The organism is uncultured Corynebacterium sp., from assembly GCF_902782855.1.
In the GTDB taxonomy this organism is placed as follows: Bacteria; Actinomycetota; Actinomycetes; order Mycobacteriales; family Mycobacteriaceae; genus Corynebacterium.
In genome coordinates this window covers 18,867-38,268 of record NZ_CACZOO010000011.1, presented here as the reverse complement: position 1 = coordinate 38,268, position 19,402 = coordinate 18,867, and the positions used below count along the sequence as shown (strand labels likewise).

Sequence of the window (19,402 nt, the reverse complement as noted above, 5' to 3'; positions counted from 1 at the left end):
GGCGATGGCGGTGGCGAAGGTCGTCCCACCGTCGAGCAGCGACCACCGGAATCCGGGGGCGGACGCGATGACCATGTACAGGGCCATGGTCTCGCCGAGCGCCCGGCCGAGGCCCAGCATGGCGCCGGAGACGTAGCCGGACCGTCCGAAGGGGAGGACCGTCAGGCGGACCACCTCCCACCGGGTCGCGCCGAGCGCCAGAGCTGCCTCGATGTGCCCACGCGGCGTCTGGACGAAGACCTCCCGGGTCGTCGCGGCGATGATCGGGAGGATCATGATCGCCAGGACCACACCACCGGTGAAGACGTTCCGGCTGGTCGAGAACGCCGGAGAGGTCTGCTGGTCCCACTGGAAGAGAAAGAAGCCCCCGGCCCAGCTGTGGACCCACTCGAAGATACCGCCGAGTGAAGGGCCCAGCACCTGCATGCCCCAGATACCGAAGACGATCGACGGCACCGCGGCGAGCAGGTCGACCATGAATCCGAGGGGTCGCACCAGGCGTTTCGGGCAGTAGTTCGAGAGGAAGATCGCGATACCCAGGGCGACCGGCATGGCGATGGCCAGGGCGAGAGCGGAGGCCAGGACGGTCGTGAAGAACAGGTTCGGGATGCCGAACTCCATCCACCCGCCCTCGTTGGTCGCGTAGTTGAGGTTCCAGGCTCCGGAATGGGTGAAGAAGGCTCCGATACCGTCCCGTTCCTTCGCCAGGGCGGGAACCGCCTGGACGATGAGGAAGATCGCGATCGCGGCGATGAAGACGGTGATGAGGACTGCGGAGCCGGTGGTGAGACTCTCGAAGATCCGGTCACCGGCCCGCCGGGACTTTCCCGAGGTAAGTCCGGATGTCCGGGACCCCGTGTCACCGGGACCCGCCGTCGCGCGGTCGGGGGCCGACGGTGTTCCGGCGTCCCCGGTCAGGTCGTCCCCGCCGGCACCGGTCGTGGCGACGACGCCTTCCGGATCTGCGCCCGGTTCCGTCACCGGGTCTGTGCTGGGCATGGTGGTTGCGGTCCTGTCGGTCAGGCGATGGCGTCGACGGCGGTCACGAGCTTGTCGCGGAAGGTACCGGAGAGCGGGACATAGCCGGCCTCCTCCAGTGACTCGTTCTGGTTGTCGAGGATGACGTGGAGGAAGTCCTTGACCCGGCCGGAGGTGTCCGCGTCGTAGCCTGCGGAGCAGACGATCTCGTAGGTGGTCAGGGCCAGCGGGTAGGCGCCGGAGGCCTTGGACGCGAACAGGGAGTCGGAGTCGACGACGAGGTTGTTTCCCTTACCGGAGAAGGTGGCGTCGGCGAGGGCCTTGTTGACGCTCTCGGTGCTCAGCGTGACCGGGCCGGCACCGAAGTCGAGGGCGGCGACGCCGAGACCGGCGGCGGTGGCGTAGCCGGACTCGACGTAGGTGACCGCACCGTTGGTGGCCTTGACCTGGTCGGCGACGCCCGAGGAGCCCTGCGCACCGGCGCCGACCTTGGTCGGGAAGGTCTTGCCCTCGGTGTCCCAGTAACCGTTCGTCGCGGACTTGAGGAAGGCCTGGAAGTTGTCGGAGGTACCCGACTCCTCCGCCCGGTACAGGACGCTCACCGGCAGGTCCGGCAGGTCCACACCCTCGTTCTCGGCGGCGATGGCCGGATCGTTCCAGTTGCTGATCTCACCCTTGAAGATCTTCGCGACAGTGTCGACGGAGAGGTTGAGGGTGTCGATGCCGTCGATGTGGAAGGCGATGGCAACCGGTCCGACAACCATCGGCAGGTGCCAGGCTTCGTTGCCGCCACAGCGCTTCGCGGCGTCGGCGACCTGGTCGTCCTTCAGCGCCGAGTCAGAGCCGCCGAAGTCGACCTGACCGGCGATGAACTGCTTCTGGCCGGCACCGGAGCCGGTGGCGTTGTAGGACAGTGACGCGCCCGGGACGGCGGACTGGTAGGCGACGCCGAAGAGCTCCATCGCCTTCTGCTGGGAGCTGGCACCCTCACCCTGGAGTTCACCGGTGGTGTTCGTGAGATCGAAGGTGGAGGTGGCCTCCGCACCGGAATCGCCGTTGTCTGAGTTCGAGCAGGAGGTGAGCAGCAGCGAGCCGACGGCCACGGTGGCCAGGGCGGCGGAGTACTTCATGGTCTTCACGGAAAGGATCCTCTTTCAACGTCGTCGTAGTGATCACCGCTGAGGTTAACCGCCCGAGATGGCCGCCAGAGGCCACCCGAATGAACTCTCCGTGAACTGCAGTGGGGACGACCCGCTAAACCATGCCGCGGTAGACGACGTCCCGGTGGACGACCTCGAAACCGAGCCGTCGGTAGGTGGCCACCGCGGGGGTGTTGTCACCCTCGACGTAGAGGTCCACCGCCTGCGCACCGGCGTCGATGAGGTGCCCGATGCCGAGCAGCGTCACCGGGCCACCGAGCCCCTTGCCGCGGGACGCGTCGGCCAGACACACCACGTACACCTCGCCGTGGGTCTCCCCCGCCGGGAACTTCGTCCAGTGCAGGCCGGTGCACTGCGGGCCCTGGCTCTCGTCCCGGGTCCACAGCATGAGGACGCCGTGCGGGTCGAACCAGTCGGTGTCCCGCGCGCGCCGCAGCCGGTCGGCGTCCCAGCCGCCCTGCTCCGGATGCCAGGCGAAGGCCTCGTTGTTGACCCGGAGCCATTCGGCGTCGACGAGGTCCGGGCCGAAGGCCGCGCAGGCCGCCGGATAGTCGAGGACCTCCATCCCCGCCTCCGCCACGGCGGTCCGCGCGGTGACCGCGCCGGCGACGAGCGGCTCACGGGTCGGGTCACCGGGGCCGCAACGCACGGTCATCTTCAGCAGCTCGCGGACCGTGCGGGCGTTGCGTCCCGTGGCGAGAGCGCGGGCGCCGACGAGGTTGCCGTGGGCCCAGACGCTGAACTGCGACTCCGGGTCCATTCCCCTGCCGGCCTCCCGCAACAGCCCGGTGGCGGTGCCCCGGCGACGGAACTCCGGGTGCACCGCAATCTCCGCGGTGCCGGCGGCGTCGTCGATGTCGGGCACGTCGACGGCGAGGACACCGATGACTCGCCCGGTGCCACCGGGGGTGTCCAGCGCGAGCAGCTGACGGTGCCCGGCGGATTCCCCGGGCTCCCGGATCGCACGGACGAACTCCTCCGAAAGGGCGGGGACCCCGTCCGCCCCGGCGACAGCGGCGAGCAGCTCAGCGAGCCCCTCCCGCCAGCTCTCCTGCTGCTGTTCGGTCCCGTCCTCGAGCCACCGGTAGGCGATCACCGTCTATCTCCCGTCTCCGCTGATGTCCACGGCCTTGTACCCCACATTACGCACGGTCGCGATGACCTTCTCGTAGTCGTGGCCGAGCTTCGCCCGCAGGCGCCGGACGTGCACGTCCACTGTCCGGGTACCACCGAAGTAGTCGTAGCCCCACACGTCCTGGAGCAGCTGTTCACGGCTGAAGACCCGCCCGGCGTGCTTGACGAGGAAGTACAGGAGCTCGAACTCCTTGTAGGTGAGGTCGAGGGGGCGGCCCTCCACCCGGGCGACGTAGGTGACCTCGTCGACGATGAGACCGCCGATCGACGCGACCTGGCTGTCCTCCGCCTCCTCGACGGGTACCGGACGCCGGGTCATGAGCATCCGCAGTCTCGCGTCCACCTCGGTGGGGGTGGCGGTGGGGAGGATGAAGTCGTCCACCGCCCAGGAGCCGTCAAGGGCGATGACGCTGGTCTCCTCGATAGCCACGGCGACCGGGAGGGTGGGGTGGGCGGCGGCGACGGAGCGGCACAGGTCGCGGATACCCAGCAGGTTCCGGCCGGTGACGTCGACGAGGACGATCTCGGCGTCCCCCACCTCACGGACCGACGCCGCCGTGGCTTCCAACAGGAGCGTCTCATGGGACAGCAGCGCCAGTGAGGGCAGGACCTTCGCGATATCGTCCTTCTCCGAGAGCACGGTCAGTTTCACGGCCGGCGTCCTTCCCACTTCACGTCGATTTCTCTGTGACCACCATGAGGTTACACGTCGGGAAAGCGTCTCTCCCCTCGACCGTCGACGTGAACACCAGCGGAAACGTTGCCGTAACATCGCCTGCCCCGGGTACCTGGCCGTCTCCTCTATGCTGGAGCGGTGACCCGGACCGCTGAACGCACGCCCCACCGACGCCCGTTGCGTGTCCTCACCGTCGTCGTTGTGACGGTGCTGGCGCTGGCCGGGGCTGCGGTCGTCGCCGACAGTCTCGTCGCCGCGAAGGTGGAGCGAGAGATCTCCCAGCGGATCTGGCACGACTCACAGCTGGCGTCACCGCCCGCGGTACAGGTCGGCGGGATGCCCGTGAGCGCGTCCCTCTGGTCCCATGAGCTCTCCTCGGTGTCGGTGGAGGCGCAGGACGTCGAGGTCCCCGGTTTCGCCCGGGTGTCGGTGACCTCCTCCGCACAGAAGATCACCCTGACACGCGACGAGATCCTCTCCGGTGACTTCGAGGACGCCCCGGCCCGCAAGGTCTTCACCCGGCTGCAACTCGACCCGGTGGCGTTGGGTGGCCTGATGACCGGCGGGTCCGACGGCGGGGACGGCTTCTCCGACCTCAACATCCAGGGTGTGGAGGACATCTCCCCCTCCGGCGGTTGGGAGACCGAGGCCTACTTCACCGCCACCCCGCGCGACGTCTCCGGGATCGACACCGAGGTGGCGGTCGAGATGCGGCTGCGCGTGTGGGAGGGCGACGTCCGCCTGCTGCCGACCCGCATCATCTCCGTCGGCGGGGACACCTCCCGCGGCGACGGTGGGAAGCACGCCGTGGACGCCACCACCCGTGACCGCATCATGGCGGCGTTCACCCTCGAGCTTCCCGGAACCACCCTGCCACTGCGGTCGAAGCCGGGCCGGGTGTACGTCAACGGCGGCGCCCTGTACATCGAGTCGGAGCAGAACTTCACCCGGGTGGGGATCTCCGATCTCGCGCCGCGTTCGGCACCACTGGGCGAGGATGAGCGGGCCGGCCTGTAGGACCTGCCGTCCGGCACAGGGCCGTATGCTGGATGTCATGAGTGACTCCCCCCTCGACGGCAACGACGCCGTCGCCCGCGCCGCCGCACAGGCGAAGACCACCGCGAACCTCAACATACCGACCCTCGGGGACCTCCCTGTCGCCGAGGACACGGCCAATCTGCGTCAGGGACCGAGCCTGCACGACGGGCTGCTGGCCCTGCTCCCCCTCATCGGAGTGTGGCGCGGCGAGGGCAACGCGGCCCCCACCGACGGCTCCGCCCCCTACGCCTTCGGGCAGCAGGTCGTCTTCGCCCACGACGGCGAGAACTACATCAGCTACTCCTCCCGCATCTGGCGGCTCGACGACGAGGGGAGGGCCACCGGCCCGGACCGCCGTGAGACCGGGTTCCTGCGCATCGACCTCAAGGACAACATCGAGTTCGTCTCCGCGCACAGCGACGGTGCGGTGGAGATCATGTACGGTGCCCCGCTGAACGAGCGGGCGTGGCAGCTGGAGAGCGCGTCGACCATGGTCACCGAGACCGGACCCGCCACACTCGGCCCGGGCAAGCGGCTCTACGGCCTGATGCCGAACAACCACCTCGGGTGGGTCGACGAGCGCGTCACCCGGGGGGGGAACGGCGGGGAGTCGGACGGGGCACTCACTCCGTGGATGTCCGCCGAGCTGACCCGCGTGATCGGCTAGCGTCCTTCTGCGGCGCGGGTGGCCAGGTCCTCGATATCGTCGGCGCACGCCGGACGGTCCAGGACGGTGCCGTCCAACGAGGTGACCCGCGCGTAGCGGCGCACCGACGACAGCAGCCAGACACCGTCGGCCTCCCGCAGGTCGGCGATGGTGAGCGGCTTCTCCGAGCAGGTCCAGCCGGCGTCGGTCGCGCAGCGGAACATCGCCGCCTGGGTGGTTCCCGGCAGGACCCCGACCTCGTGGAGGGGGGTGAGGATCTCGCGTCGTCCGGCACGGTCGCGCACGGCGATGACGGTGGACGTCGGCCCCTCGAGGACACGCTCGCCGTCACCGGTGAAGATGACGTCGTCGAGGTCGTGGGACCTCGCGTAACGTAGCGCCGCCATGTTCGCCGCGTAGGAGAGGGTCTTCGCGCCGACGAGGGCCCAGGGAGCGGCGTCCCTGGTGATGTCGAGACTGTAGCCGCGCTGGGCGGTCATCACCCGCACCCCCCGCTCGCGGTCGCGGGTGACGGCGGGCGACTCGGGGGCGACGGTGACCCACCCGGTCCGCCTGCCGGTGGTCTCCCGACCGCGGGAGTACATCCAGCGCAGCGAACCGTCACGACCGCCTGCTTCCGTCCAGTGTGCCAGGGCGAGGTCCGTGGCCGCGTGCCACCGGTCGACGTCGGGGGCGGGCAGGTCGAGCATGGCGGAGCTGTTGATGAAGCGTGCGGTGTGCCGGTCGAGGTTGCGCACCGCGCCGTCGCGGACCATGAGGGTCTCGAAGACACCGTCGCCGCGGACGGCGGCGAGATCATCGATGAAAAGCACCGGTCGGTCCGGGTCGAGCAGTTCAGGGGATTCGTCCCCGGCGGGGTGGACGTCGACGACGGCGCGGGGGCCGCACACTGCGGAAGTGGTCATGGAACCATCCTAGGTCGCACCGGCGTCGCGGAAGCCCGGCGGGGACACCTGCACTGAGCTACAGTTGAAGGTGTGAGTGCTCCGGAGATTTCACCGATCGTCGCCCATGTTTCGGCGGCGAGCACACAGGACGGCTCGGGGGTCGGGTCCGTCACCGCCCGCCACTACGGCGCCCCGTTGGTCGAGCAGACCCGCGTCGACGAGGGTGCTGCGGGACTGGCCGACGGCTGGGACCGTGTCGCGCTGCTGGTCACCGGGGAGGAGGCGCGGAGCTGGCTCAACGGCTTCATCTCCCAGAAGGTGGACGCCGCCGCGCCCGGCACCGCCACCGACGGACTGCTGCTGGACGCCCGTGGGCGGGTGGAGCAGGAGTTCGGCATCTGCGTCGTGGATGTGGACGGGATGCCCGCGGTCATCCTCGATGTCGCCGCCGGTCACGCGGACGCACTGGAGGACTTCCTGCGCAGGATGGTCTTCTGGGCGAAGGTGGAGATCCACCGCACCGACCTGACCCGGCTCAGCCTGATGGGTCGGGACGCCGACGCCGGCTTCCCCGGCCCCGGTCGCGCCGGCACGACAACCCCGCTGGCCCCGTCGGCGCAGTTCTGGCGGACCCGGGTGACCTCGGGTGTGCCAGTCACGGACCTGTGGGTGCCGAGGGCCGCCGTGGTCGGGGTCTGGGACTCCCTGGTCGCCGCCGGCGCCCGGGCGACCGGCGGTGCGGCGGTGGACGCCTGGCGTCTGCGTGACCGCCACCCCGTGCCGGGGGTGGACACCGATGACCGCCTCATCCCGCACGAGGTCCCGTTCTGGATCGGCACAGGTATCCGCGGGGCGACCAGGCTCGCCGATGACTCAGCGGGCCCGTCCGACGGTGCGGTGCACCTCAACAAGGGCTGCTACCGCGGCCAGGAGACGGTGTCCCGGGTCCACAACCTCGGCCGGCCGCCCCGACTGCTCGTCCTGCTCCAGCTCGACGGGTCCGCCGGCCGACTGCCGGAGACGGGTTCTGCGGTGACCGCGGGTGGACGCACCGTGGGTCGGGTCGGTACCCCCGTCCAGGACGCCGACTACGGACCGGTGGCCCTGGCCCTGGTGAAGCGGGCGGTGGTCGAAGCTGTCGCGGAGGGCAGCGCCCCACCACTGTCGGCTGACGGGGTGGACGCCGCGATCGACCCGGATGACCTGCATGTGGACCACACGGTGAGTCCGGGTCGCGCCGCGGTCGACAGATTGAGGGGTCGGTGACTCGGCCGGTGACGTCCACGGTGCGCCGCCCGGGGTGCGACCCGCTGTTCCGGTGCAGGTGACGCTCCTTCGCGGGGGTCGGTTCTGAAATTTTCACCGGCACCCGCTATTGTGGTGCCAGGAACAGATACAAGACATATGCGTGTGCGGTTGAATCCCTGTCCGCTGCGCGAGTACACCCGAGGGGGTAGGCCATGGGTCGCGGCCGCGCCAAGGCGAAGCAGACGAAAGTCGCCCGTCAGCTCAAGTACAACTCTCCCGAGATGGACCTGGACAGTCTCCAGCGTGAACTCTCGAATGAACACCCGCATGAGGCGGCGTCCGAAGAGGACTACGCCGAGTGGGAGGAGTGGGGCCCGGACGATTCCGGCCGGTAGGCCATCCCCGTCCCGGAGGCTTTCCACTTCCGGCCCACCGTCCGACCCCGCACGCCGCCTCTCAACCGGCATGCGGGGTTTCGGTGTCCCCAGGGGGCCTGCGCAGGTGACCGCTCCCCCGGCCCGCTCCCCGCGCAGTTTGCGTTCCCCCTGTCCCACCGCCGTCAGCCACGCACACCACGCCCGGTCCCCCGGGGGTGTGCAGGGCACGCGCCGACCTAGCGGCGGTGCTCTCCGGTGAGCACGGCGCGCTCGGTCTCCCCTTCCCTCGCCAGGCGCACCCGGCCCAGGTTCCAGCAGTCGATGTGACGGGCCGTCAACATGGCGAGGGCACGCTCGGCGTCCTCCTCGGAGACCACGGCGACCATACCGACCCCCATGTTGAAGGTCTTGTCCATCTCCTCCCGGGAAACCTTGCCGAGGCGGGCGATGGTCCGGAACACCGGCCCCGGGGTCCAGGTGCCGCGGTCCAGCTCGGCGGTGAGCCCCTCGGGGATCACCCTGGCAAGATTGGCGGCCAGACCACCACCGGTGACGTGGGAGTAGGTGTGGACGTCGCACTCGGCGGCCAACGCCAGGCAGTCCTTGGCGTAGATGCGGGTCGGTTCCAGCAGCTCCTCACCGAGGGTGCGACCGAAATCTGCGACGTAGCCGTCGAGCGGCAGCCCCGCCTGTTCCAGCAGGACGTGGCGGGCCAGGGAGTAGCCGTTTGAGTGCAGACCGGAGCTGGCCATCGCGATGACGACGTCACCACTGCGGACCCGGTCGGGGCCGAGCAGTTCATCTTCTTCGACGACACCCACCGCGGTGGCGGAGATGTCGTACTCGCCGACCTCCATGAGGCCGGGGTGCTCGGCGGTCTCCCCACCGAGGAGGGCACAGCCGGCGTCGATGCAGCCCGCGGCGATACCCGAGACGATCGAGGCGACGTGCTCGGGCACGACCTTGCCGATGGCGATGTAGTCCTGGAGGAACAGCGGCTCCGCACCGCAGACCACGAGGTCGTCGACGACCATGGCGACGAGGTCGCGTCCGATGGTGTCGTGCTTGTCCATCGCCTGGGCGACGGCGACCTTGGTGCCCACGCCGTCGGACCCTGCGGCGAGCAGGGGCTTGTCGTACTCACCGAGGGCGAAGAGCCCGGCGAATCCGCCGAGACCGCCCCGGACCTCCGGGCGGGTGGCCTTCTTCGCCAGCGGAGCGAACAGCTCCACCGCGCGGTCACCGGCCTCGATGTCCACACCGGCGGCGGCGTAACTGGCGCCTGCTGCCGAATTGTCGGGGATGGAGGAATCGTTCGTCTCAGTCACGCACCCACCCTACCCGGTCCCCAGCCCAGATCCACCACCGGGAGCCAGTGCGCGACATCGCCGGCGTGCGCCCCCGACACCTCCGCCCCCGCAGCCACCGCGTCAGCGAGAGTGTCCAGCCCGGTGGCCAGCCGGAGCCAGGTACGTGGGGCGCACTGGACGACGTTCGGCGGTGTCCCCCGACGGTGGACCGATCCGGCGATGCACTGCACCGCGGCGAACGGGGGGATGCGCACCTCGACACTGTGGCCCGGGGCGTCCTCCCCGAGCAGGGCGGCGCTGAGCCTGCAGGCTTCGGCCACAGCGGCACGGGAGGGGCGTGGCACCGCACCGGTCGACACCTCCTCCTCCCCGGCGGCGATCCAGTCGCCCACGGCGACCAGGGCCGCCCGGACCCGCTCAGGGTCGATGTTGTTCCCGGTGCTCGCGGCAGGTGGGCCGCCCCTTTTCTGCGGTGACATGGCGGCCATTCTAGGTGCGTGACGGGGAACGGCACACGGGGCGTCGCGAACGGACATAGGATGGCAGTGGTGTACACGACAGACGGAGGAACGAAGGGCATGGAACGGTGACGGAAGCAGCGAATGACGTGGGACGTTCCCCCTCACCCGAGGTGACGCTGCGGTTTATGGCGGCGCCGACGGACGTGCTGATGCAGGGGGCGAACGGTGTCCACGGCGGGCGCGTCCTCGAGTGGATAGACAAGGGCGCCTACGCCTGCGCCGTGGGATGGTCCGGAGCGTACTGTGTGACCGCCTATGTCGGGCACATCCACTTCACCCGGCCGATCCCCTCGGGCCATGTGGTGGAGGTGCGTTCCCGGATCGCCTACACCGGGCGGTCGTCGATGCACATCGTCAACGAGGTGCTCTCGGCCGACCCGCGCGAGTTGATCTTCACCCGCGCCTGCGACTGCCTCGTCATCTTCGTGGCGATGGACGAGAACCGGCACTCCACCCCGGTCCCGCACTTCGAGCCACGCAATGACGAGGAACGCCGTGTGGCCGACGCGGCACTGTCCCGTGTCCGGCTGCGCAAGGCCATCGAGGAGGAGATGCTCAAGCAGAGCTACACCGGTTCCGGGACAGCACCACAGATGGTGCACCGGTTCATGGCGAAGCCGACCGACGTCAACTGGGGCGGTAACGTCCACGGCGGTACCGCGATGGAGTGGATCGACGAGGCCGCGACCGCGTGCACGATGGCGTGGTCCGGCGAACAGACGGTGGCGGTCTACGCCGGCGGGGTCCGCTTCTACCGGCCGGTGCACATCGGGGACCTGGTGGAGGTGGAGGCCCGCCTGATCCGCACCGACACCCGGTCAATGGCCGTCACCGTGCATCTTCGGGCCGGTGACCCCCGTGAGGGCACCGGCAACCTGCCGGTCGCGATCCACGCGTCCATGACCTACGTGGGCATCGACCTGGACGGCCATCCGCTCAACGCCCGCACCTTCACGCCGGTGTCCCCGGAGGACCGGCGTCTGGAACAGCATGCACTGACCCTGCGGGAACTGCGGACGAAGTACTCCCCCGAGCCGCTGTTCCGTCCGCTGCGCGAGGAGCCGCAGTACCCGGTGAACTAGGCCGTCCCGTCGTACCAGTACCTGTCGAAGTCGTGGGTCTTCTTCACGGTTCCGCCCTCGGAGACGGTCATCTCGGGACCATCGATGACGATCTTCGCCGGGTTGGCGGGAATCTCGTAGTAGGCGTCGGAGACGTCGGCGGTGGACATGTCGACATCGAGCTCCAGTCCTTTTCCACCGGCGTACCCGCGGTAGTAGAGGCCGAGCGGTGAGCCGTCCCTCGCCGTAGCCCGGCACACGACGACCTTCGTGGAGCTGTTCCCGCCAGCGTAGACCCAGGTGTCGTCGGCGTTGCAGGACGCGTCACTGTACCCGGTCCAGCCACTGTAGCTCAGCCCGGCCGGCAGGGAACCGGAACCACCGGAACCTGACCCGCCGGAACCTGACCCGCCGGAACCGGAACCACCGGAACCGGTGTTCCCCCGGATCGGGGACGCCACGGTCGGCTCGGGCTCTGGGCCGGACTCCGGTTCCGGTGCCGCGGTGGCTGACCGGGTGGCGGTCTGCACCCCGCTGAACTGCGGGGTGGAGGGGGCCGCGGTGGTGTCGCGGTCGTCGCCACCGCCCCGGACGAAGAGCCAGATGATCACGCCGGCCAGCACGGCGACGGCGAGCGTGGCAGCGACCACCGCGACGACCAGCCCACCGTTCCCTCCCCCGGGATGCCGTTGACCGGTGGGATCCTGCGGACCGACCGGACCGACCGGGCCGACCGGGCCGGTGGGACCGACAGGACCGGTGCCCCCGGGTGGGGTGACCGGTGCCCACTGTCTGGTCTCACCATTGCCGATACTGGACCACGGATTCTCTGGCACAGGGTTCTCCTCATTCCACGCTGACGTCAACTCCCCATAAAACTAACAAAAGTCTCACCGGAGACGTGGATCCGTGGTGCCCGAAGATCGGCCGGGGCCGGGGACGGCCCGGCCGACGCCGACGTCAGTCGACGACGGAATTGGCGCCGACCGCGTGACTGAACAGGTCCGGCAGCGTGCCCTCCCAGGCGGCACGCGCCTCGGCGACCGGCAGGGTGAAGGCCGCGCTGTCGGTGGTCACGGCGATGACCTGCCCCTCCCCGTCGGTGGCGTCACCGGAGACGACCGCTTCACCGAGCCTGGCGACAGGCACACCGTTGTCGGCGAAGCCGGACTCCGCCTCCGCCACCCTGTCCGCGGCGACCGCCACGAGCACACGGGTCGCGGTCTCGGAGAACAGGGCGGTGAAGACATCCGGAACCGCCGACCCGGTGGTCGCGTCCGGTGCGAGGGCCGCGGTCGGATCGACGGAGACGGCGGCGCCGGACTGCACGGCGAACTCGACGAGTGCCTGGGACAGACCACCCTCGGAGAGGTCGTGTGCCGCGGCGACGGTGCCGCGCAGGGCGGACAGTGCCGCACCGAGCTTCTGCTCCGCACCCAGGTCGACCTGCGGGGGCAGACCTGCCAGCGTGTCATGGACGACCTGCTGCCAGATCGAACCACCGAACTCGTCGGCGGTGGTGCTGCCGGCGAGCAGCAGGACGTACTCACCGACCGGGGCCTGGGCCGGGATGCGGGTGGCGACATCGTCGATGGTGCCGAGAACGGCGATGACCGGGGTCGGCAGGATCGGCTCGGAACCGGTCTGGTTGTAGAAGGAGACGTTGCCGCCGGTGACCGGGATACCCAGTTCCACGGCGCCGTCGGCAAGTCCGTGGACCGCCTCGCGGAACTGCCACATCACGCCGGCGTCCTCCGGGGAGCCGAAGTTCAGGCAGTTGGACAGGGCGACCGGGGTCGCACCGGTGACCGAGACGTTGCGGTACGCCTCGGCCAGCGCCAGGCGGGCACCGGTGTTCGGGTCCAGCTCGGTGTAGCGGCCCGAGGCGTCCGTGGCGACCGCGATGCCGCGCCCGGTCTCCTCGTCGATACGCAGGACGCCGCCGTCGGCGTTCTTCGCCAGCACGGTGTTGCCGCGGACGTAGCGGTCGTACTGCTCGGTGATGTAGGCGCGGGAGCACAGCGCGGGGGACGCCGCGAGGTCCAGCACGGTCTGGCGCAGTTCCCCGGCGGTGGCCGGCCGGGCCAGGTCAGGGGCCTCGTTGAGGGCGTCCTGCGTGGCGGGCCTCGCGTAGGGACGCTCATAGACCGGGCCCTCGTCCGCCATGGAGGCGGCGTCGGCGTCGACGACGATCTCACCCTTGTGCTCGATGACGAGGTGCTCACCGTCGGTGACCTCACCCAGATCGGAGGCGATGACCTCCCACTTCGCGCAGATCTCCATGAAGGCGTCCACGTTGTCCGGGGTGACGACGGCCATCATCCGCTCCTGGGACTCCGAGGAGAGGATGTCGGCGGCGGACATGTCCGCGGCGCGCAGGTGGACATGATCGAGGTTGATGTGCATTCCACCGTCACCGGCGGCGGCGAGCTCGGCGGTGGCGCAGGACAGACCCGCGCCGCCGAGGTCCTGGATGCCGACGACCACGCCGGCGCGGTAAAGGTCGAGACAGCACTCGATGAGCACCTTCTCGGCGAAGGGGTCGCCGACCTGGACGGCGGGGAGCTTACGCTCGGCGCCCTCCTCGAAGGTGTCGGAGGCCAGCACGGACACACCGCCGATGCCGTCGAGACCGGTGCGGGACCCGAAGAGGATGACACGGTTCCCGGTACCGGAGGCGAAGGCCAACTTGAGGTCCTCGACCTTCAGCGTGCCGACGCACAAGGCGTTGACCAGAGGGTTACCGGCGTAAGAGGGGTCGAAGACGGTCTCTCCACCAAGGTTCGGCAGGCCGAGACAGTTGCCGTATCCGCCGACACCGGCGACGACACCCGGCAGGACTCGCTGGGTGTCCGGGGCGTCGGCCGCGCCGAAGCGCAGCTGGTCCATCACGGCGACAGGACGGGCACCCATGGCCATGATGTCGCGGACGATGCCGCCGACCCCGGTGGCCGCGCCCTGGTAGGGCTCGACGTAGGACGGGTGGTTGTGTGACTCGACCTTGAAGGTGACGGCGTTACCGTCGCCGATGTCGATGACTCCGGCGTTCTCACCGATGCCGGCGAGCATCTTCGACCGCATCTCCCCGGTGGTGGTCTCACCGAAGTAGCGCAGGTGGGTCTTGGAGGACTTGTAGGAGCAGTGCTCGGACCACATCACGGAGTACATGGCGAGCTCGGCGGCGGTGGGGCGGCGTCCGAGGATCTCGCGGATGCGGGCGTACTCGTCCTCCTTGAGACCCAGTTCGGCCCAGGGCTGCTCGAGATCCGGGGTGGCTACGGCGTTGGCGACGGTGTCGTTGTGGACGGTCATTTCTCTCCCTTGCGAGGACGCGCGGATCAGGCGGCGACGGAGCCGACAGCGGACAGGAACAGCTGGAGACCGTCGAGCGACGGGCCGGTGAGGCTCTCCACGGCGTGCTCGGGGTGCGGCATGAGGCCGACGACGCGGCCGTTGGCGGAGGTCACGCCGGCGATGGCGTTGACCGAACCGTTGACGTTGTCGGTGTAGCGGAAGACCACACGGCCCTCGCCCTCCAGCTCGGCGACGGTCTCGGCGGACGCCTGGAAGCGTCCCTCACCGTGCTTCGACGGGATGAGGATCCGCTGTCCCCCGGTGAAGCCGGATGTCCAGGCGGTGTCGGTGTTGACGACCTCGAGCACGGCGTCCGTGCAGTGGAAGAGCAGGCCCTGGTTGCGGGTCAGGGCGCCGGGGAGCAGCCCGGCCTCGGTGAGGATCTGGAAGCCGTTGCAGATGCCGAGGACCGGCATACCGGCGTTCGCACGCTCGACGACGGAGCGCATGACGGGGGCCTGGGCTGCGATCGCGCCGGAACGCAGGTAGTCGCCGTAGGAGAAACCGCCGGGGACGACAACGGCGTCGACGCCCCTGAGGTCGGCGTCCGCGTGCCAGAGGCCGACTGCCTCGGCGCCGGCGATGGTCACTGCGCGGGCGGCGTCGACGTCGTCGAGGGTGCCGGGGAAGGTGATGACACCGATACGGACGGTCATTACCTGTTCTCCCCGGCGAGCTCGGCGGTGACGACCTCGTAATCCTCGATGACGGTGTTCGCCAGGAGGGTCGCGGCGATCCGGTCGAGGTCGTCGGCGGTCACGGTACCGTCGACCTCGAGCTCGAAGCGCTTTCCCTGGCGGACATCGGCGACGCCGCTGACGCCGATGCGCCCCAGGGCTCGGACGACGGCCTGGCCCTGGGGGTCCAGGATCTCCGCCTTCGGCATGACATTGACAACGACTCGGGCCACGGTGTTTCTCTCCATAAGTCAGCGGTTGCTGGTCGGGGTTGCTTTCAGCAGGCACAACCTTACCGGTTGGCCCGGACGGAGCGAACCGGGGCCGTCCCCCGCTCCCGCACCATGTGCGGGAGGGTCAGGACGGCCCCGGGCTGAAGGCTCCGGAGTGGTGCACCCCGGTCAGGGGCGCACGCCAGTCACGGCTTCCAGATCTCGGTCTGCGGCTCCTGGACCGCCGGCTGCGGGGTGGCGCCGACGAACTCGGGGGTCGACGTGGTGTCGGCGACGGAACCCACCTCGTACTGCACCTTCCGGTCGAGAACGTCGCGCACACGCTGCAGGTCGATGGACTTCGTCCACTTGCCGACGAGGAGCGTGGCGACGGCGTTGCCGGTGAAGTTGGTCAGGGAACGGGCCTCGGACATGAACTTGTCGATGCCGAGGATGGTGTCCACACCGGAGAGCATCTGCGGTTCGTGCGCCTGCAGACCGGCGGCCAGGGTGGCGATACCGGCACCGGACACACCCGCGGCACCCTTGGAGGCGATGATCATGATGACCATGAGTCCGACCTGTTCACCGAGGCTCATCGGCATGTCCATCGCCTCGGCGATGAACAGTGAGGACATCGTCAGGTAGATGGCGGTGCCGTCGAGGTTGAACGAGTATCCGGTCGGCACGACGATACCGACGGTGGATTTGTCCACCCCGGCGAAGTTCATCTTGTCGATGAGCTGTGGCAGGGCGGACTCCGACGAGGAGGTACCGAAGATGAGCAGGTACTCACTACCCAGGTAGCGCAGGAGCTTGAGGATGTTGAGGCCGGTGACGGTACGGAGCATGACGCCCAGGACGATGGCGATGAAGAGGATGCAGGTGATCCAGAACGCGAGCATGAGTTTGAGGAGGCTGCCCACCGCGCTGAGGCCGTTGCCGGCGACGACGCCGGCCATGGCGCCGAAGGCACCGACCGGCGCGACCCACAGGACCATCGACATGACCTTGAAGACGACCTGCTGCACCAGCTCGACGGAGTAGAGCACCGGGCCGGCGACCTTGTTGGGCATGGCCTGGACGGCGAAACCGACCATCAGGGCGATGAACAGGGCCTGCAGGATCTCACCCGAGGTCATCGACGACACGATGGTGTCCGGGACGATCTCCTCGATGATGCCCTGGACACCCTCGCTCTTCTGCTCGTCGGCGGGGTACTTGTCGGAGTCACCCGGGGTGATGGTGAGCCCGGAGCCCGGCTCGATGAGGTTACCGACGATCAGGCCGATGGCCAGGGCGAAGGTGGACATGATGATGAAGTAGACCAGTGAGAGGCCACCGGCCTTTCCGACGGTGGCGGCCTCACGGACGTGGCCGACACCGACGACGATGGTGCAGAAGATGATGGGGGCGATCATCATCTTGATGAGATTGACGAACATCGTCCCGAGGAACTTGACGTTCTCGCCCGCCGTCGGCGACACGAGCCCGAGGATGACACCGGCGACGATCGCGATGATGACGGTGATGTAGAGCCAGTGGCTCTTGTTGGTCTTCTTCTTGTTCGCCAGCGTGGCGGCAGGGGTGGTGGCGCCGCCTCCCTGCGCGGGTGACTCTTGACTGCTCATAGTACGAGAAAGGTACCCCCGCCCGGACGACGCACCAAAAGATTTTTCCCGGATTCCGTCCGCTCCCCCCCGCCGTTCAGGTATAGGCGACATCACACCGGGCCCGGTGGTCTGTCCCCGGCGACACCGTTTTCCCATGATCCGGACATATTCGGGTCACCTCGTGGGATGCGCGTCCCCCCGGGGATGACGGGGGTGGGGTCACCCCACCCCGGGTACGCCCGGGCGTCGCCGCACAATCGTCCGCCGGATGCTCACAGACGCTCGGTCGCGCCCATCAGGTCCAGCTCCCAGGCGATCTCGAAGGAGGTCTGGTGCCACTTCGCGTAGCGCCCGGACACTCCCCCGTGCCCCGACGACATGTCCGTCTTCAGCAGGATCTCACCGGACGTGGGCAGCGCGGTCTCCCGCAGCTTCGCCACCCACTTGCTCGGCTCGACATAGAGGACGCGTGTGTCGTTGAATCCGCTCACCGCGAGAATCGCCGGGTACCGCTGCGCCGTGACGTTCTCGTAGGGCGCGTAGGTCGCCATGTAGTCGTAGACCCGCGGATCGTGGAACGGGTCACCCCACTCCTCCCATTCCGTGACCGTCAGCGGCAGCTCCGGCATGAGGATGGAGGTCAGTGGGTCGACGAAGGGAACCACCGCCTCGATCCCGGCGAACCGGTCGGGTGCCATGTTCGCCACCGCGCCCATGAGCAGGCCACCGGCCGAGCCGCCCTCGGCGACCATTCGCTCCGGTGTGGTCATCCCGGCGGCGATGAGATCGTCGGCGACGTCGATGAAATCGGTGAACGTCGTCTTCTTGTGCAGCTCCTTGCCCTGCTCGTACCAGGCCCGCCCCATCTCGCCCCCGCCGCGGACATGCGCGACGGCGTAGACCACGCCACGGTCCAGCATCGACAGGCGGAACACCGAGAAGTACGGGTCCATGCACGCCTCGTAGGAGCCGTAGCCGTAGAGCAGCACCGGGTTGACCCGCTCCAGCGGCACATCGGTGCGGTGGATGAGTGAGACCGGGATCCGCGCACCGTCACCGGCGGTCACCCAGCGGCGGGACGCCGTGTACCGGGAGAGGTCGACGTCGCCGAGAACCTCCTGCTGTTTGCGCAGTGTGCGCCGCCCGGAGGCCAGGTCGATCTCCCAGACCTGTCCGGGGGTGACGTAGCTGGTGTAGCTGACCCGCAGCACCGGGGACCTCCACTCGGAGTTGCCGGTGGTGCCCGCGGAGTACAGCTCCTCGTCGAAGGCGACCGGCCCGAAGGCGCCCCAGCCGGTTGCGGTGCCGTCCCCGTCGGTCGGCAGCATCATCAGCGAGAGCTTCTCGATGGCGTTGTCCCGGGTGGACAGCACGATGTGGTCGGCGAAGACGTCCACCCCTTCGACGCGGCGGTCGTCACGGTGGGCGACCATGACCTCGAGATCGTCGAGGTCACCGATGGTGCCGACCGGGCAGCGTCCCAGCTCCCCGTTGGGCCGCCGGTCCAGGGAATCGTGGAGCACGAGCCACCAGTCCTCCCCTCCGACGACCGCATGGTCGACGTCGTACTGCACCCCCTTCTCCCGGGGACGGACGCAGGTCAGCTCACCCTCCACGTTCCCCCCGTCCTCGCCGAGATCCAGGTACCAGCACTCACTGGTGGTCTTCGACGCCGCGGAGACCAGGAGGTAGCGCTCGGACCGGGTCACACCGACACCGACCCAGTAGTGCTCGTCAGCCTCCCGGAAGATGCGGACGTCCTCGTCCACCGGGGTGCCGATCCGGTGACGCCACACCTCGTGGGGACGCCACGCCTCATCGACCCGCTGGTAGAAGAGGTGGTCGTCGCCGACCCAGGTAGCCCCGTAGGCGATGCCGGTGATCTCGTCGGCCAGCAGTTCACCGGTCGTGAGGTCCCTGATCCGCAGGTCGAAGCGCTCATCGCCGGCGAGGTCGACGGAGTACGCCAGGTACCGGCCGTCAAGGGTGACGCTCGCCGCCCCCAGACTGAAGAACTCGTGACCCTCCGCCAGTTCATTGCTGTCGAGGATGACCTCCTCGCCCGGCGCGGGCTCACCCGGCACGATCTCGGGCGGGCTCCACGGTGCGGCGTCGTCGACCGGGACACGGCTGGAGATGCCGTAACTCTTGCCCTCCTCGGTGCGCGAGAAGTACCAGTACCGCCCGGCGCGGACCGGCAGGGACATGTCGGTCTCGCGGATACGCTCCTTCACCTCGCCGAAGATGGCGTCCTCCAGCGGTTTCAGGTGGGAGGTCCGGGAGTCGGTGTAGGCGTTCTCCGCCTCCAGGTACTCACGGACCGCCGGGTTGTCCTTCTCCCGGAGCCATTCGTAGTCGTCGTGGAACTCACGGCCGTGGAAGGAGCGGGTGTGCGGGATCTTCGCCGCGACCGGGGGAAGAGCCGGCACGGTCGCGGGCATCGGAGTAACTGAATCCATGTCGCCCGATCGTAGCCGTGACCGGTGGTG

The 19,402-nt window shown here is 68.9% G+C and carries 18 protein-coding genes; 5 read left to right on the top strand and 13 right to left on the bottom strand.

Annotation, left to right across the window (positions count from 1 at the left end; genetic code table 11):
• The 4 genes from pstC to QZV72_RS00630 form a co-directional block, all read right to left on the bottom strand.
• Nucleotides 1–999, bottom strand: a 999-nt coding sequence (pstC, locus tag QZV72_RS00645) for a phosphate ABC transporter permease subunit PstC (protein WP_297004003.1), incomplete at its 3' end; no start/stop codon positions are given.
• Nucleotides 1,000–1,019: 20 nt separating this feature from the next.
• Nucleotides 1,020–2,108, bottom strand: coding sequence for a phosphate ABC transporter substrate-binding protein PstS (gene pstS / locus QZV72_RS00640; RefSeq protein ID WP_297004005.1), 1,089 nt, complete (start codon nucleotides 2,106–2,108; stop codon nucleotides 1,020–1,022).
• A 124-nt stretch (nucleotides 2,109–2,232) separates the two neighbouring features.
• Entirely contained in the window at nucleotides 2,233–3,234 is a 1,002-nt protein-coding gene (mshD, locus tag QZV72_RS00635) for a mycothiol synthase (protein ID WP_297004001.1), read from the bottom strand.
• Nucleotides 3,235–3,237: 3 nt separating this feature from the next.
• The gene (locus QZV72_RS00630) at nucleotides 3,238–3,924 is read right to left on the bottom strand and encodes a response regulator transcription factor (protein WP_297003999.1); all 687 of its coding nucleotides are present in this window, start codon (nucleotides 3,922–3,924) and stop codon (nucleotides 3,238–3,240) included.
• 162 nt (nucleotides 3,925–4,086) lie between these two features.
• On the opposite strand from QZV72_RS00630, the gene QZV72_RS00625 reads away from it, so the two are divergent.
• Both QZV72_RS00625 and QZV72_RS00620 read left to right on the top strand, forming a co-directional pair.
• On the top strand, nucleotides 4,087–4,965 hold the full coding sequence (locus QZV72_RS00625) for a DUF2993 domain-containing protein (protein WP_297003998.1): 879 nt from the start codon (nucleotides 4,087–4,089) through the stop codon (nucleotides 4,963–4,965).
• Nucleotides 4,946–5,653 carry an FABP family protein gene (locus QZV72_RS00620; RefSeq protein ID WP_297003995.1) on the top strand — a complete coding sequence of 236 codons (708 nt, stop codon included), beginning with the start codon at nucleotides 4,946–4,948 and terminating at the stop codon, nucleotides 5,651–5,653. The genes QZV72_RS00625 and QZV72_RS00620 overlap by 20 nt, the downstream gene beginning before the upstream one ends.
• On the opposite strand, the gene QZV72_RS00615 is transcribed toward QZV72_RS00620, so the two are convergent.
• Nucleotides 5,650–6,558 carry an aminodeoxychorismate lyase gene (locus tag QZV72_RS00615; protein ID WP_297003994.1) on the bottom strand — a complete coding sequence of 303 codons (909 nt, stop codon included), beginning with the start codon at nucleotides 6,556–6,558 and terminating at the stop codon, nucleotides 5,650–5,652. The genes QZV72_RS00620 and QZV72_RS00615 overlap by 4 nt on opposite strands.
• A 72-nt stretch (nucleotides 6,559–6,630) precedes the next feature.
• Here QZV72_RS00615 and QZV72_RS00610 point away from each other — a divergent pair, with 72 nt between their 5' ends.
• Complete coding sequence (locus QZV72_RS00610) at nucleotides 6,631–7,806, top strand: folate-binding protein YgfZ (RefSeq protein ID WP_297003992.1); 1,176 nt, start codon at nucleotides 6,631–6,633, stop codon at nucleotides 7,804–7,806.
• A 194-nt stretch (nucleotides 7,807–8,000) separates the two neighbouring features.
• Nucleotides 8,001–8,183, top strand: a complete 183-nt coding sequence (locus tag QZV72_RS00605) for a DUF3073 domain-containing protein (RefSeq protein ID WP_014009112.1) — start codon at nucleotides 8,001–8,003, stop codon at nucleotides 8,181–8,183.
• A gap of 218 nt (nucleotides 8,184–8,401) precedes the next feature.
• Here QZV72_RS00605 and purM read toward each other — a convergent pair whose 3' ends face one another.
• Together purM and QZV72_RS00595 are read right to left on the bottom strand one after the other, a co-directional pair.
• Nucleotides 8,402–9,493, bottom strand: a complete 1,092-nt coding sequence (gene purM, locus QZV72_RS00600; RefSeq protein WP_297003987.1) for a phosphoribosylformylglycinamidine cyclo-ligase — start codon at nucleotides 9,491–9,493, stop codon at nucleotides 8,402–8,404.
• Nucleotides 9,490–9,954 (bottom strand): sterol carrier family protein, encoded by a 465-nt coding sequence (locus QZV72_RS00595; protein ID WP_297003985.1) that lies wholly within the window; start codon nucleotides 9,952–9,954, stop codon nucleotides 9,490–9,492. The genes purM and QZV72_RS00595 overlap by 4 nt, the downstream gene beginning before the upstream one ends.
• Before the next feature lie 167 nt (nucleotides 9,955–10,121).
• On the opposite strand from QZV72_RS00595, the gene QZV72_RS00590 reads away from it, so the two are divergent.
• On the top strand, nucleotides 10,122–11,078 hold the full coding sequence (locus QZV72_RS00590) for an acyl-CoA thioesterase (RefSeq protein ID WP_297003983.1): 957 nt from the start codon (nucleotides 10,122–10,124) through the stop codon (nucleotides 11,076–11,078).
• On the opposite strand, the gene QZV72_RS00585 is transcribed toward QZV72_RS00590, so the two are convergent.
• The 6 genes from QZV72_RS00585 to QZV72_RS00560 all read right to left on the bottom strand — a co-directional run bounded on the left by QZV72_RS00585 (nucleotide 11,075) and on the right by QZV72_RS00560 (nucleotide 19,372).
• Entirely contained in the window at nucleotides 11,075–11,893 is an 819-nt protein-coding gene (locus QZV72_RS00585; RefSeq protein WP_297003981.1) for a hypothetical protein, read from the bottom strand. The two genes, QZV72_RS00590 and QZV72_RS00585, sit on opposite strands and share 4 nt — an antisense overlap.
• Nucleotides 11,894–12,017: 124 nt before the next feature.
• On the bottom strand, nucleotides 12,018–14,369 hold the full coding sequence (gene purL, locus QZV72_RS00580) for a phosphoribosylformylglycinamidine synthase subunit PurL (RefSeq protein ID WP_297003979.1): 2,352 nt from the start codon (nucleotides 14,367–14,369) through the stop codon (nucleotides 12,018–12,020).
• 26 nt (nucleotides 14,370–14,395) lie between these two features.
• Complete coding sequence (gene purQ, locus QZV72_RS00575) at nucleotides 14,396–15,067, bottom strand: phosphoribosylformylglycinamidine synthase subunit PurQ (RefSeq protein ID WP_297003977.1); 672 nt, start codon at nucleotides 15,065–15,067, stop codon at nucleotides 14,396–14,398.
• Nucleotides 15,067–15,321 carry a phosphoribosylformylglycinamidine synthase subunit PurS gene (purS, locus tag QZV72_RS00570; RefSeq protein ID WP_297003975.1) on the bottom strand — a complete coding sequence of 85 codons (255 nt, stop codon included), beginning with the start codon at nucleotides 15,319–15,321 and terminating at the stop codon, nucleotides 15,067–15,069. Before purS ends, purQ begins: the two co-directional genes overlap by 1 nt.
• 185 nt (nucleotides 15,322–15,506) lie before the next feature.
• Entirely contained in the window at nucleotides 15,507–16,931 is a 1,425-nt protein-coding gene (locus QZV72_RS00565) for a cation:dicarboxylate symporter family transporter (RefSeq protein WP_297003973.1), read from the bottom strand.
• A 254-nt stretch (nucleotides 16,932–17,185) separates the two neighbouring features.
• Nucleotides 17,186–19,372, bottom strand: coding sequence for a S9 family peptidase (locus QZV72_RS00560; RefSeq protein WP_297003972.1), 2,187 nt, complete (start codon nucleotides 19,370–19,372; stop codon nucleotides 17,186–17,188).
• Nucleotides 19,373–19,402: the final 30 nt, after the last annotated feature.

What these genes read in the sequence shown, in the direction of transcription:
- QZV72_RS00590 (WP_297003983.1), top strand. Translation starts at nt 10,122, where the DNA reads ATGGCGGCGCCGACGGACGTGCTGATGCAGGGGGCGAACGGTGTCCAC.
- QZV72_RS00595 (WP_297003985.1), bottom strand. Translation starts at nt 9,954, where the DNA reads ATGTCACCGCAGAAAAGGGGCGGCCCACCTGCCGCGAGCACCGGGAAC.
- QZV72_RS00615 (WP_297003994.1), bottom strand. Translation starts at nt 6,558, where the DNA reads ATGACCACTTCCGCAGTGTGCGGCCCCCGCGCCGTCGTCGACGTCCAC.
- QZV72_RS00565 (WP_297003973.1), bottom strand. Translation starts at nt 16,931, where the DNA reads ATGAGCAGTCAAGAGTCACCCGCGCAGGGAGGCGGCGCCACCACCCCT.
- QZV72_RS00620 (WP_297003995.1), top strand. Translation starts at nt 4,946, where the DNA reads ATGAGCGGGCCGGCCTGTAGGACCTGCCGTCCGGCACAGGGCCGTATG.
- QZV72_RS00605 (WP_014009112.1), top strand. Translation starts at nt 8,001, where the DNA reads ATGGGTCGCGGCCGCGCCAAGGCGAAGCAGACGAAAGTCGCCCGTCAG.
- purQ (WP_297003977.1), bottom strand. Translation starts at nt 15,067, where the DNA reads ATGACCGTCCGTATCGGTGTCATCACCTTCCCCGGCACCCTCGACGAC.
- purL (WP_297003979.1), bottom strand. Translation starts at nt 14,369, where the DNA reads ATGACCGTCCACAACGACACCGTCGCCAACGCCGTAGCCACCCCGGAT.
- QZV72_RS00560 (WP_297003972.1), bottom strand. Translation starts at nt 19,372, where the DNA reads ATGGATTCAGTTACTCCGATGCCCGCGACCGTGCCGGCTCTTCCCCCG.
- pstS (WP_297004005.1), bottom strand. Translation starts at nt 2,108, where the DNA reads ATGAAGTACTCCGCCGCCCTGGCCACCGTGGCCGTCGGCTCGCTGCTG.